Raw genomic sequence first — 13,356 nt, forward strand, 5'->3', positions numbered from 1 at the left:
AGGAAAGCTTTCGATCCCTTGACGCGAGAATGCTCTGCCTGCGGCCTCCAGGCGGCATTGATTTGGAACAACCGGACTCAGCAATCGAGGGAGGAGCGACCGCTCCTCCCTCGATCAGTCCCGATGAGCCGACGGACTGTCGGCGATGCCTCGCGGTCGGCGATCGAACGACACTGCTCTATCGTGTCGCTGGAACGAAGTGATCGCGTTTGCTGACCGACGTCCCGGTCGCCGGATCCGTGATCTTGATCTCGATGTCCACCGGCGCGGAGGGAAGGTCGGCCCCCTTGGCCTCGATCGACATGCGGATCTCGCGGGTCTGATCCTGACCGACATCGATCACCATGCGACCGTCCTGCTCGCGCGTCTCCCCGGCCACCGTCACCTTCGCGTTCGGAAGCCCCACGACGTCCAGCACGAAGTCGCGCGGCCCGCGCTTGTTGAGCAGACGGACCGTGTAGTCGTTACGGACGCCGCCATCCGACAACTGCACGAACAGCGGGTTACGTTCATGCAGCACGTTGATGCCCATCGTGCCGCGCGTCGCCAGCGAGTACAGCATGATCCCGCCGACGATCGCGATGAAGCTCGCATAGATGATCGTGCGCGGCCGGATGATCCGGTAGATCTCGGGCTTGCCTTCCTTGCGGCGCTGGACGTTGATGTCGGTGTCGTACCCGATCAGGCCGGTCGGACGGCCGATCTGGGTCATCACGCTGTCGCAGGCATCGATGCACAGGCTGCACTGGATGCAGCCGAGCTGGATGCCGTGGCGGATGTCGACGCCGGTCGGGCAGACGTTGACGCATTGGTGGCAGTCGATGCAGTCCCCGGCGGGTGCGCCCTGCAGCCGTGCGGCTTCCGCCTTCTTGACCGACATGCGCGGTTCGCCGCGGTCGCCCTTGTAGGTGACGTTGAGCGCCCATTCGTCGGTCAGCGCCGCCTGGATGCGCGGCCACGGGCACATATAGATGCAGACCTGCTCGCGGGCGTGACCGGCGAACACGTAGGTCGTCGCCGTCAGGATGCCGATCCAGAGATAGGCGGTGAACGGCGCCTGGAAGGTGGCAAGGTCCTTCACCAGGGTCGGCGCATCGTCGAAATACAGCACCCAGGCGCCGCCGGTCCACCAGCCGATCATGATCCAGAGGAAGTGCTTGAGCGCAACCTGGCGGATATGGGTGAAGGTCCAGCCGCGCTTGTCGCTGAGCATGCGCTCACGGCGGTCGCCCTCGGCCCAGCGCTCGACGGCGTAGAACAGGTCGGTCCACACCGTCTGCGGACAGAGATAGCCGCACCACAGCCGGCCGGCGACCGCGTTCATCAGGAACAGGGCGACCGCCGCAATGATGAGCAGGCCGGTGAAGTAGTAGACCTCCTGCGGCCACAGCTCGATGAAGAAGAAGTAGAACCGGCGGTGCGGGAAATCGACCAGCACCGCCTGGTTCGGCATGCCGGGTCCGCGATCCCAGCGGACGAAGGGCAGCAGGTAGTAGATGCCGAGCGTGATGCACAGGATCGTCCACTTGATGCGCCGGAAGCGGCCGTGCACGGCCGCCGGATAGACCTTGTCGCGCGCCTTGTAGAGCGGCCCGACAATATAGGTGTCGTCCGAGTCAGCCATGATATCCCCGCTTCATCTTGCCGTCCTTCCGATCGGTTCAGGAGAACGCGTTGCCGCTCTTGAGCCCCAGCTTCTTGAAGACGATCGCTGCCGGGCAGAAGCCCGTGAACGAGGCCTGGATCATGTTCACGCCAGCAAAGGCCGCCAGCAAGAACCAGTAGGGACTGACGTACCAACCCAGCGCCAGACTGAGCAGGACGACGATCCCTGCGAAGGTGAGAACCGCTTTGTCGACGTTCATGACATATTCCTTCATGGTTGCATTTGAGCGTAATCAAGCAAGTGATTGCCCGGCGGTACGGCTATTGCCGCAGGCCGGACAGTGCCCAGGCGACGATTCGTTGCGAGTCCATCGCACCCGAGATCCGCGCCAGCTCCCGCCCCTGCTGCAACAGCAGCATGGTCGGAATTCCGGAGATGCCGAACCGTGCCGACACCTCCGGCGCCTCGTCCGAGTTCAGCTTCAAGAGTTGAACACGCGGCTCCAGCTCCTGGGCCGCGCGCGCGAACATCGGCGCCATCGCACGGCATGGACCGCACCACGGCGCCCAGACGTCGATGAGCAGCGGCAAACTGCTATGCGCGACATGACGTTCGAACGCGGCCTGGTCGACCTCGATCGGATGGCCGCCGAACAGCGGCGTATGACACTTGCCGCATTTCCCCTGCGTCGGCGCCCGGTCCGCGGGCAGACGGTTGATCTGCCCGCAATGGCCGCACACGATCTGCAAACCGTTGCTCATGTCCCGGTCCTGACCTCCTTGATCTTGGCGATGTTGAGCCGGTCGAGCAGGAACTTCTCGTAGAACGGCTCGGGCGTCCCGCGCCTCATCTTGCGCAGGAAGTACTTCTCGAAGGCGACCTTGGCGTAATGCACCCACTCTCCCTTCGACGACCAGTTGACGTTGCGCGGCGGGATCTGCGGCTGGGCCAGAAACGCGACGCCGGAATCACCGAAATCGGCAAGACAGATCGCGTTCCAGGTCGGCTCGGCTTTTGGCTCCTGGCCGCGCAGCAGCGCCCCGATGTTCAAGGCCGTCGCCGTCACCATCGATTCGATCATGAAGCCGGTCTTGGGCACGCCGACCGGCACCGGCGTCGGCCCGATCGGCGGGATCGCAACGCAGACGCCGATGGCAAACACGTTGGGGAAGGTCGGATTACGCTGATGCTTGTCGACGACGACGAAGCCGCGGGGATTGGTGAGCTTGTCGATGCCGCGGACGGCTCCCACGCCGCGAAAGGCGGGCAGCATCATCGAATAGGCAAACGGCAGCTCGTGCGTCTTACGGACGGTGCCGTCGTCGGCGACCTCCTCCACGAACATGCGGCCATCCTCGACCTTGGTGACGCGCGCGCTGGTAATCCACTTGATGTGCTTTTCGCGCATCTCGCTTTCCAGCAGGCCCTTGGTGTCGCCGACGCCGTCGAGGCCGAGATGGCCGATATAGGGCTCGGAGGTCACGAAGGTCATCGGCACCTGGTCGCGCATCTTGCGCCGGCGCAGCTCGGTTTCCAGGATGAAGAGGAATTCGTAAGCGGGGCCGAAGCAGGAGGCGCCCTGTACCGCACCGACAATCACCGGCCCGGGCTTCTCGGCGAGCCTGTCGAAGGCGGCCTTGGCATGAGCGGCGTGGTCGACATGGCACACGGATTGCGTATGCCCATCGGGTCCAAGTCCCGGGATTTCGTCGAAGGCGAGTTCGGGACCGGTGGCGACGACGAGATAATCGTATGCCACCATGCCGCCATCCGTCAGCTCGACCTGGTTCTCGGCTGGATGCACGCGCTTGGCGCCCTGCGTCAGCAGCCGGATGCCCTTGCGCTGCATGACGTCGACCAGATCGATCTCGATCTCGTCGCGCTTGCGCCAGCCCACGGCCACCCATGGGTTGGATGGCACGAAATGATAGGAGGATCCCTGCGAGACAACGGTCACGCGATCCTCCCTCCTCAGTTGCGGCAACATTTCATAAGCCATCAGCGAGCCGCTCAGCCCCGCCCCGATCACCACGATTTCCGCCATTGGGATCCTCCATCCGCACTTGATTCATTCTTGCTTCATGTCACCGCGGCGCCGCCGCCGGCCTTGACTATATATTCGAATATCTGTATATACGCAACTATGAAAATTGATGCTGACATCATGGAAGCGGCGGCGGACCAGGCCAGCGACCTCCTGAAGGCGCTGTCGAACCGCCATCGCCTCCTGATCATCTGCCAGCTGGTCGACGACGAGCGGTCGGTTGGAGAACTGGCCGAGTTTCTCGGCCTGCGCGATTCGACCGTGTCGCAGCACCTGGCGCTCCTGCGTAAGGACGGCCTGGTCACCGCCAGGCGCGAGGGGCAGACGATCTACTATTCGATCACAAGCGATCCGGCCCGCGAGGTCCTCAAGACGCTCTATCAGGTGTACTGCGGGCCGAGACCGCGACCGAGACTATGAGGATGCCGGACCGGCATCTTGACCAATATCAAACGGGAACCCCCATCCAGGTGAGATGTCTGCAGCCGACCGCGGACGGCTCGCCCAATCTCACAAATCGAATCAAACCAGACAGGAATAGGCGGATGCGCAGATTATCGGTCCTGAGCTTGGTCGCCGCGATGGCGTGGCAGGCAGCGCCGGCCCTTGCGGAGACGCTGACGGTGGCGCCGCGGCAGGTCGCCGACGAGAAGGCGGTGTTCGCGACGGTGGAGAGCATCAGCGTGGTCCCTGCCCGCGGCCGCATCGGCGGCACCATCGTGCAGCTTTCGGTGCGCGAAGGCGACCCGGTCAAGCGCGGCCAGCCCATCGCCTTGATCGGCGACGACAAACTGGCCCTGCAGATCAAATCGCTCGACGCCCAGATCGAAGCGCTGCAGGCGCAAGCCAACCAGGCGCAGATCGACTTCACCCGCACCGAGGGCCTCGTCGAGCGCGGCACCCTGCCCCGGGTCAAGCTCGACGAGACGCGCACCGCGCTGAACGTCGCCGAGAACGCGCTGCGGGCCAAGACGGCCGAGCGCGCCGTGGTCAACCAGCAGATGAGCGAAGGCCAGGTGCTGGCTCCCGATGACGGCCGCGTGTTGAAGAAGCTGGTTGCCGTCGGGTCGGTGGTGCTGCCCGGCGATCCCGTGGTCACGGTGGCGCAGCAGAACTTCAAGCTGCGACTGCGCGTGCCCGAGCGCCACGCTCTCTTTCTCAAGGCCGGCGACAAGGTCCGGGTCGACGGCGCCGAGTTCGGCGACAGCTCCGACAAATGGGGCGTGATCGACCTCGTCTATCCGCAGATCGAGGAAGGCCGGGTCGTGGCGGACGCGATCGTCTCGGGTCTCGGCCAGTATTTCGTCGGCGACCGGCTGCGGGTCTGGATCTCCGGCGGCCAGCGCGACGCCTTCGTGATTCCGTCCCGCTACGTCACGACCCGGTTCGGCATCGACTATGTCCAGTTGCAGCAAGGGACGCAGAAGGTGAGCGTTCCGGTGCAGCGCGGACGCGCTCTGCCGAGCGCCGATCTCCCCGATGGACTTGAAATCCTGTCCGGCCTGCGCGCCGGCGACCAGTTGGTGCAGCCGTGAAACTCGGACTCTCAGGCAAGCTTACCCAGGCGACCATCGCCTCGCCGCTGACGCCGCTGTTTCTGCTCGCGGCGCTCGTGGTCGGCCTCATCGCCGTCGTCGTGATTCCGCGCGAGGAAGAGCCGCAGATCAGCGTGCCGATGGTCGACATCCGTGTCAACGCCGACGGCCTGCGTGCGCCCGACGGCGTCGAGCTCGTGACCAAGCCGCTGGAGACCATCGTCAAGGCGATCGACGGCGTCGAACACGTCTACAGCCAGACCGAGGACGACCGTGTCATGGTCACCGCGCGGTTCCTGGTGGGGACCAAGTTCGAGGACGCGATCCTGCGCGTCCACGAGAAGCTGCGCGCCAACCTCGACCGCATCCCCGTCGGCATTCCCGAGCCGCTGATCGTCGGCCGCGGCATCAACGACGTCGCCGTCACCGTGCTGACGCTGTCGCCGAAGCCGGAGGCCGCCGGGCGCTGGTCCGACAAGGACCTCTACGAGCTCGCCGACAAGCTGCGGGCGGAGCTGACCAAGGTCGACAATATCGGCCTGACCTATATCTCCGGCGGCGGCGCCCAGCAGATCCGGGTCGAGCCCGATCCGGAAAAGCTGTCGCTGTTCGGCGTGACCCTGCAGCAGCTCGTCGCCAAGGTGAAGGACGCGAACCGCTCGTTCCTGGCCGGAGACGTTCGCGACGGCGGCATCGTGCGCAATGTCGCCGCGGGCCAGACGCTCACGGGCATCCCGGATATCGGCCTGCTGCTGATCTCGACGCGCGATGGTCGTCCCGTCTATGTGCGCGACGTCGCCACCGTGGTCATCGGCCCCAATCTCGCCGAGCACCGCGTCTGGGACGACGCCCGCAACGACAAGGGCGACTGGCACCGGGTGCCGGCGGTAAGTCTTGCGCTCGCCAAGCGCGCCGGCGCCAATGCCGTGGTGGTGTCGCACGACATCGCGCAGCGCCTCGAAGGGCTGAAGGCCAGTCTCATTCCGAGCGACGTCGCCGTCACGGTGACGCGCGACTACGGCGAGACCGCCAATGAGAAGGCCAACGAGCTGCTGTTCCATCTTGGCCTCGCCACGATCTCGATCGTCGTGCTGATTGCGGTCGCCATCGGCTGGCGCGAGGCCCTCGTCACTTTCGTGGTGATTCCGACCACGATCCTGCTGACGATGTTCGCCGCCAATCTGATGGGCTACACGATCAACCGGGTCAGCCTGTTTGCGCTGATCTTCTCGATCGGCATCCTGGTCGACGACGCCATCGTCGTGGTCGAGAACATCGCCCGCCATTGGGGCATGCATGACGGCCGGCCGCGCCTGCAGGCCACCATCGAGGCCGTCGCCGAAGTCGGCAATCCGACCGTTGTCGCGACCCTGACCGTGGTCGCCGCCCTGCTGCCGATGCTGTTCGTGTCGGGACTGATGGGTCCCTACATGGCGCCGATCCCGGCCAACGCCTCGGCGGCGATGCTGTTCTCGTTCTTCGTCGCCATGGTGGTGGCGCCGTGGCTGATGCTGCGGCTGGCGCCGAGGTCGACCAGCGCCTCTGCGGACTCTCATGACGCGCATGGCGAAGGCCGTCTCGGACGCATCTATCGCAGCGTCGCGCGCCCGATCGTCGCCAGCAAGCGCTCCGCCTGGATCTTCCTGCTCGGCGTCGGCATCGCCACACTGCTGTCGATGACGCTGTTCGCGACCAAGTCCGTCACCGTCAAGCTGCTGCCGTTCGACAACAAGTCGGAGATCGCGGTGATGGTCGATCTCCCCGAGGGCGCGAGCCTGGAGGATACCGAGCGCACGCTGTTCGCGGCCGCCGATATCGCGCATGGGCTGCCCGAGATAACGAATGTGCAGAGCTATGCCGGTACGGCGGCGCCGTTCAACTTCAACGGCCTCGTCCGGCACTATTATCTGCGCGAACGGCCCGAGCTCGGCGAGCTCCAGGTCAATCTCGCCGCGCGCGGCGACCGCAAGCGCGCGAGCCACGACATCGCGCTCGAGTTGCGGCAGCGGCTGAAGAGCATCCCTGTGCCTGCCGGCACCAGCATCAAGGTGGTCGAAGTGCCGCCCGGGCCGCCGGTGCTCGCGACCCTGCTCGCCGAGATCTACGGTCCGGACGCGGCGACCCGGCGCGCCGTCACCACCGAACTCAAGAAGGTCTTCGCCGACGTTCCCTTCATCGTCGATATCGACGATTCCATCGGCCAGCGCCGGCCGCGGCTGCGGCTGTCGATCGACCAGGACAGTCTCGAGTTCTTCGGTGTCGAGCAGCGAGACGTCTACGACACGATCCAGACGCTGTTCGGCGGCGTCTCGGTCGGCTACTCGCATCGCGGCGAAGACCGCAATCCGATCGAGATCGCCGTGCGTCTGCCGAAGCACGACAAGAGCTGGAGTCAGGCCCTGGCATCGACGCCGGTGCCCGCCAACACGTTGCCCGGCAGCAAGACTGTCGTCGAACTCGGCCAGGTGGTGAAGGCCACCATGGAAGAGGGGTCGCCGATGATCTTCCGCCGCGACGGCCGCTTTGCCGACATGGTGATGGCAGAACTCGCCGGCCGCTTCGAGGCGCCGCTCTACGGAATGCTCGCGGTCGCCGACCGGATCGACGCCCATGACTGGGGCAAGCTGCCGAAGCCGGTGATCGGCTTCCACGGCCAGCCGGCGGACGAGTCCCGTCCGACGCTGCTGTGGGATGGCGAATGGGAGATCACCTACGTGACCTTCCGCGACATGGGCGCCGCATTCGGCGCGGCCATCCTCGGCATCTACGTTCTGGTCGTGGCGCAGTTCAAGAGCTTCCGGCTCCCGCTGGTGATCCTGACGCCGATCCCGCTGACACTGATCGGCATCCTGCTCGGCCACTGGTTGCTGGGCGCGCCGTTCACCGCGACGTCGATGATCGGCTTCATTGCGCTGGCCGGCATCATCGTCCGCAACTCGATCCTGCTGGTCGACTTCATCCGCCACAGCGGCGGCGAGGGCAAGACCCTGCGCGACGTCGTGTTGGAGGCCGGCGCCGTGCGCTTCAAGCCGATCCTGCTGACGGCGCTGGCGGCGATGATCGGTGCTGCGACGATCCTGCTCGATCCGATCTTCCAGGGTCTGGCGATCTCGCTGCTGTTCGGTCTGGCCTCCTCCACCCTGCTCACCGTGCTCGTGATCCCCGCGATCTACATCGCGCTGCGCGAGCCCGGCAAACCCACCACGAAGATGTCGTAGGAGCTATCATGACCAAACTGTACAGCGAGATCTGCAAGGACATCTCGGGTAACCTGAAGACGCTGCGCAAGGACATTCCGGACGTGATGCAGGGCTTCTCTGCATTGGCGAGGGCCGCCGCCGCTGATGGCGCGCTCGACAAGAAGACCAAAGAGCTGATCGCGCTGGCGATCGGGGTCGCCGTCCGGTGCGACGGCTGCATCGGCTTCCACGCGGAGGCGCTCGTCCGTCTCGGTGCAAGCCGGCAGGAGGTCGAGGAGACGCTCGGCATGGCGATCTACATGGGCGGCGGACCGTCGTTGATGTATGCCGCCGATGCGATTGCGGCGTTCGAGCAATTCCAGCAACAGACGACCGCCGCCTGAGCGCAGGTTCAGTCGCAGATATCGAGAATGGCCAGCATGTAGATGCGGATCATGTCGAGATAATCGGGAATGTCGACGCGCTCGTCCGGCATCGTGTTGTAGCGGCCGCCCGGCCCGCAGACGATGCCCTCCATGCCGCCATACGTATAGAGATGGCCGGCATCGGTGCCGTAGAAGCAGCTCGGCGCCACCGGGCCGGTCGGCTGGGAGGCGCCACGCACGACGCGATAGGCATTGTTGACGGCACGGACGATCGGGCTGTCCGGCGCGACCTCGAACGGCGGCATGGTCGGCACGCCGGCGCGGTCCTCCGACATCAGATGGGCCTTCAGGCCGGGAAAACGCCCCTCCAGCGCATCGAGCTCGCGCCGCATGTCCGCGAGCGCGCCCTGCTCGGTCTGCCCTGGAGCGTAACGGCCGGAACCCTTGATGCGGACGAAATCCGCGACCTGCGGCGTGCGCCATTCGTGCAACTCACGACCGAGCGCGCCGTGCACGACGCCGACATGGACGCGGTTGATGGCCTCATGTGCCGGCGAACGCGCGCCGGAGAACCGCATCGCGTTGAGACGCGGAATGAGATCGCAGGCGGCGGTGATCGCGTCCACCGCCTCCTCGCGCTTCGACAGATGCCGCGTGTTGCCGACGAGCTCGATGATGAACATGAAGGCCGCGGCATGCATCGTCATCGCCTTGAGGTCGGTCGGCTCCGAATTGATGAAATAGTCGGCGCGCAGCCCCTGCTCCAGCAGCGAATAGGTGCCGACTCCACCCTGCAGCTCGCCGACCACATACGTCAGGATGACATCGCCCCGCAGCTTCACGCCGGCCTCGATCAGCGTCTTGACCGCGCAGAAATAGGCGGCGTCGCCGGCCTTCATATTTGACACGCCGATGCCGTAGATGAAGTCGTCGTCGACCTTCCCCGCCCAGGGATCGACGGTCCAGCCCTCGGTCACCGGATTTGTATCGACATGGCCGTTGAAGAGCAGGCTCTTGCCGCCGCCGGTGCCGTGCCAGCGGCCGACCGCGTTGACCCGGCCCTCGGCCCCGAACGGAGCGAGGGCGGCATCCAGGCCGATCGCGCTCATCTGTTCGGCCATGAAGGCCGCGAGCTGCTTCTCGCCCTCGGTCTTCGAATAGCTCTTGTGCTGTACCATGCGCGACAGCAGCGCGAGCGAGGCGGGAATATCGATGCGGGCGAGCAGGTCGTTGCGGTCCATCGGGTCAATCCTTGCGGTCAGCCAACCGGCGCTGGCGAGGCCGCCATCAGCTCGCGGGTGTAAGGGTGAACGTCTTCGGCGCCGAAAGCATCAGCGGCGCGGCTGTCGACGAGCTGGCCATGACGCATCACGAAGATGCGGTGCGCGATCTGCCGGATCAGATTGAGGTCGTGGGTAATGAACAGATAGGCCGCGCCGGTCTCGGCGCGCAACGCCAGCAGCAGCTCGATGATCCGGGCCTGGACGGAGACGTCGAGCGGCGCCGTGATCTCGTCGCAGATCACGAGCCGCGGCCGTGCCGCAAACGCGCGCGCGATCGCGACGCGCTGCTTCTCGCCACCGGAGAGCTGGTGCGGCCAGCGCATCGCATAGGAGGCCGGCAGTCGCACCTGCTCCAGGAGCCGCGGCACGGCGGCGACGTCGCCGCCATAGAGTTTCAGGGGACGCGACAGGATCTCACCGATCCGATGGCGCGGATTGAGCGAGGAATCCGGGTGCTGGAACACGATCTGAACATCGCGACGATAGGCCCGGTTCATGTCGCCAGCCCCGCGCAGCGTCCGGCCGTCGAAGCTGATCGTGCCGTCGAAGCGGGCGAGCCCGGTGAGGGCGCGAGCGACTGACGACTTTCCCGAACCGGATTCACCGACGAGGCCGACGATTTCGCCGGCGCGGACGTGGACGTCGACGGCCTTGGTCGCCGGCGGCGGCGCCGCACGGAACAGCCCGCCTCGGCCGTAGTGAACCTCAATGCCGCGTGCGTCGAGCACCAGGGCCGCGCCCGGCTGATCGTTCACGAGCCGCCGTTCCGGACGCGGCACCGCGGCGATGAGCGCCTTGGTGTAGTCGTGCCGCGGCGTGCGGAAGATATCGGACGCGGGCGCCTGCTCGACGATGCGGCCGTGTTGGATGACTGCGACGCGATCGGCGACGCGGGTCATCATCGCGAGATCGTGCGAGATGTAGAGCGCAGCGACACCGGTCTCCGCCCGCAACCGCGCAAACAGCTCGATGATGCGGGCGCCGGTGATGACGTCGAGCGCCGTCGTGGGCTCATCGAACAGGATGACATCGGGCCGGCAGCCGAAGGCCGTCGCGATGATCACACGCTGCTTCTCTCCGCCCGAGATCTCGTGCGGATAGCGCCGCAGCACCGCCGCGGGATTGCGGAGCTCGACATGGCCGAGCAGATCGATCGCGAGATCCCTGGCGGCCCGCGCATTCAAATCGCGATGACGCATCAGCGCCTCGGTGATCTGACGGCCGATGGTCAATGTCGGATTGAGCGCTGTCGACGGGTCCTGGAACACCATGCCGATGCGGCGGCCACGGACCGCGGTCAGTCGCTTCGGGCTGAGGGACCGCAGGTCGAGGTCGCCCAGACGCAGCGAACCCGAGACTTCCAGGGCATTGGCCGGCAGATGCCGCATCAACGCCCAGGCCAGCGAGCTCTTGCCGGAGCCGGATTCGCCGACGAGGCCGAGCACCTCGCCGGGCGCGATCTCGAGTGACACGTCGCGCAGCACCTCGACGGCGCCCGCCGAGGTGACATAGTCCAGCCCGTAATTGGTGATGGCGAGCGCCGGCTTCATCGATCGTCCCGCGGATTCAGCGCGTCGCGCAGGGCATCGCCGACGAGATTGAAGGCGATCGCCGACAGCGCGATCGCGGCCGAGGGCGCGATCAGGAGCCACGGCGCCCGGCGCATGTATTGGCGCGCATCGGCGACCATGAGCCCCCATTCCGACGCCGGCGGCTGCGCGCCCAGGCCAAGGAAGCTGAGCGTCGCGAACAGCATCACCGCGAATGACACGCGGATGGTGGCCTCGATGATGATCGGGCCCATCACGTTCGGAAGCATCTCGCGGAAAATGATCTGCGAGGCCGCCTCGCCGCGCGCGATGGCAGCCTTGACGTAGTCCTGATTGCGTACCGCAAGCGCCACGGAGCGCGTGACCCGCGCCATGCCCGGCGCAAACGCAAAGGCAATCGCGATCACCGCGTTGATAGCCCCATTGCCTAGCGTGCTGACCAGCAGCAGCGCCATCAGAAGACCTGGAATGGCCATCACCGCATCGTTGGTGCGCATGATGAATTCGTCGGCCTTGCCGCCGAGATAGGCCGATGCGACGCCGATCACGGCGCCCATCGCACTGCCGGCGAGCGTCGCCGCCAGCGCCATCGGAACGGTGGCGCGCGCTCCGGACAACAGGCGGCTCAGCACGTCGCGGCCGAACTGGTCGGCCCCCAGCCAGTTCTGCCATCCCGGTGCGCGGAAGCGGCCGAGAAAATCCATCTTCTCCGCCCCATAGGGCGCGAGCCACGGGCCGAGAATGCAGACGACGGCGAGCGCAACGAGCAGCGTCACGCTGATCGCGCCCTGCGGCTTCCGGATCATGCGGCCGAGCAGCTCAGTCATAGCTGATCCGCCTGTCGAGCAGCGCGTAGACGACGTCCGCCAGCGTGTTGGTGATGGCATAGGTGACCGCCATGATCATCGCGCCGGCCTGGATCGACGGCAGATCGCGGGTGGTGATGGCGATCATCAATGCGCGGCCGATGCCGGGAATGGCGAAGATCTCCTCGATGACGATGATGCCGCCCAAGAGATAGCCGACGTCGAGCGCGACGATGGTGATGACCGGCAGCAGCGCGTTGCGCATCACGTGCCGCACCAGCACCGTCCGCTCGGGCAGGCCTTTCAGCCGCGCCGCGCGGACGTAGTCGGACTGCAGCACGTCCAGCGTCTCCGACCGCATCATGCGCATCACATGCGCGACGAGAATGACCGACACCGTCAGGACCGGAAGGATCAGGTGGCGGAGCGCCAGCCCGGTATCCTCCAGCGGCGACACGTAGCCGGTCGCCGGCAGCCATGGCAGGATGTCGGTCAGCAGCAGCGCGAGCACGGTTGCGGTGACGAACTCCGGCAGGGAGACCCCGAGATAGGCGACCACGCTGGCGGCCGTATCCGCCGGCCGCCCCCTGCGGAGCGCCGCGAAGATTCCGAGCGGGACCGCGATCAGAAGGGTGACGACGAGTGCGCCGGCTGCCAGCAGCAGCGAGCGAGACAGCGCCGTCAGCATCTCCGGCGCGACCGGCAGGCCGGTGCGCATGGAGACGCCGAAATTGCCGATGGCCGCGTGCGCGACCCAATGCGCGAATTGCAGCCAGACCGGGTCGTCGAGCCCGAGCCGGCCGCGAACGGCGGCCAGCGCCTCCGGCGAGGCGTTCTCGCCAAGCAGCGTCTGCGCGGCATCAGCCGGCAGCGCCTGCGTGATGGCGAACACCAGCACGCTGACGATGACGACCGTGTAGGCCATCAGGAGCAGCCGCCGCAGCAGCCAGGCGAATGACACCGCTCG

12 protein-coding genes are annotated in these 13,356 nt (G+C 66.1%); 4 read left to right on the forward strand and 8 right to left on the reverse strand.

The window, feature by feature from the left end; genetic code table 11:
* Nucleotides 1–178: 178 nt before the first annotated feature.
* The 4 genes from ccoG to QW845_RS04280 form a co-directional block, all read right to left on the reverse strand.
* Nucleotides 179–1,624, reverse strand: a complete 1,446-nt coding sequence (gene ccoG, locus QW845_RS04265) for a cytochrome c oxidase accessory protein CcoG (protein ID WP_315800377.1) — start codon at nt 1,622–1,624, stop codon at nt 179–181.
* Between the two features lie 37 nt (nt 1,625–1,661).
* Complete coding sequence (locus tag QW845_RS04270; protein ID WP_315739305.1) at nt 1,662–1,865, reverse strand: DUF2892 domain-containing protein; 204 nt, start codon at nt 1,863–1,865, stop codon at nt 1,662–1,664.
* A 61-nt stretch (nt 1,866–1,926) separates the two neighbouring features.
* The gene (gene trxC / locus QW845_RS04275) at nt 1,927–2,367 is read right to left on the reverse strand and encodes a thioredoxin TrxC (RefSeq protein WP_315800379.1); all 441 of its coding nucleotides are present in this window, start codon (nt 2,365–2,367) and stop codon (nt 1,927–1,929) included.
* The gene (locus QW845_RS04280; protein WP_315800380.1) at nt 2,364–3,650 is read right to left on the reverse strand and encodes an FAD/NAD(P)-binding oxidoreductase; all 1,287 of its coding nucleotides are present in this window, start codon (nt 3,648–3,650) and stop codon (nt 2,364–2,366) included. The genes trxC and QW845_RS04280 overlap by 4 nt, the downstream gene beginning before the upstream one ends.
* A 120-nt stretch (nt 3,651–3,770) precedes the next feature.
* On the opposite strand from QW845_RS04280, the gene QW845_RS04285 reads away from it, so the two are divergent.
* The 4 genes from QW845_RS04285 (at nt 3,771) to QW845_RS04300 (ending at nt 8,768) form a co-directional block, all read left to right on the forward strand.
* Nucleotides 3,771–4,070 (forward strand): metalloregulator ArsR/SmtB family transcription factor, encoded by a 300-nt coding sequence (locus tag QW845_RS04285; RefSeq protein WP_315800450.1) that lies wholly within the window; start codon nt 3,771–3,773, stop codon nt 4,068–4,070.
* A 125-nt stretch (nt 4,071–4,195) separates the two neighbouring features.
* Entirely contained in the window at nt 4,196–5,185 is a 990-nt protein-coding gene (locus QW845_RS04290; RefSeq protein WP_315800381.1) for an efflux RND transporter periplasmic adaptor subunit, read from the forward strand.
* On the forward strand, nt 5,182–8,403 hold the full coding sequence (locus tag QW845_RS04295) for an efflux RND transporter permease subunit (protein WP_315800382.1): 3,222 nt from the start codon (nt 5,182–5,184) through the stop codon (nt 8,401–8,403). Before QW845_RS04290 ends, QW845_RS04295 begins: the two co-directional genes overlap by 4 nt.
* An 8-nt stretch (nt 8,404–8,411) precedes the next feature.
* The gene (locus QW845_RS04300; RefSeq protein ID WP_315800383.1) at nt 8,412–8,768 is read left to right on the forward strand and encodes a carboxymuconolactone decarboxylase family protein; all 357 of its coding nucleotides are present in this window, start codon (nt 8,412–8,414) and stop codon (nt 8,766–8,768) included.
* An 8-nt stretch (nt 8,769–8,776) separates the two neighbouring features.
* Here the strand turns inward: QW845_RS04300 and QW845_RS04305 are convergent, their stop codons facing one another.
* Genes QW845_RS04305 through QW845_RS04320 form a run of 4 tightly spaced genes read right to left on the reverse strand, consistent with a single transcriptional unit; the run spans nt 8,777 to nt 13,350 of the window.
* Complete coding sequence (locus tag QW845_RS04305) at nt 8,777–9,991, reverse strand: M20 family metallopeptidase (protein ID WP_315800384.1); 1,215 nt, start codon at nt 9,989–9,991, stop codon at nt 8,777–8,779.
* A gap of 17 nt (nt 9,992–10,008) precedes the next feature.
* Entirely contained in the window at nt 10,009–11,583 is a 1,575-nt protein-coding gene (gene nikE, locus QW845_RS04310) for an ABC transporter ATP-binding protein (RefSeq protein WP_315800385.1), read from the reverse strand.
* Nucleotides 11,580–12,410: an ABC transporter permease gene (locus QW845_RS04315; RefSeq protein ID WP_315800386.1), complete on the reverse strand. Its 831-nt coding sequence runs from the start codon at nt 12,408–12,410 to the stop codon at nt 11,580–11,582. Before QW845_RS04315 ends, nikE begins: the two co-directional genes overlap by 4 nt.
* A complete protein-coding gene (locus QW845_RS04320) occupies nt 12,403–13,350 on the reverse strand; it encodes an ABC transporter permease (protein ID WP_315800387.1) in 948 nt (315 codons plus the stop codon). Before QW845_RS04320 ends, QW845_RS04315 begins: the two co-directional genes overlap by 8 nt.
* Nucleotides 13,351–13,356 lie beyond the last annotated feature (6 nt).

Origin of the sequence: Bradyrhizobium sp. SZCCHNS3002, from assembly GCF_032377435.1 — a bacterium.
GTDB lineage: Bacteria > Pseudomonadota > Alphaproteobacteria > Rhizobiales > Xanthobacteraceae > Bradyrhizobium.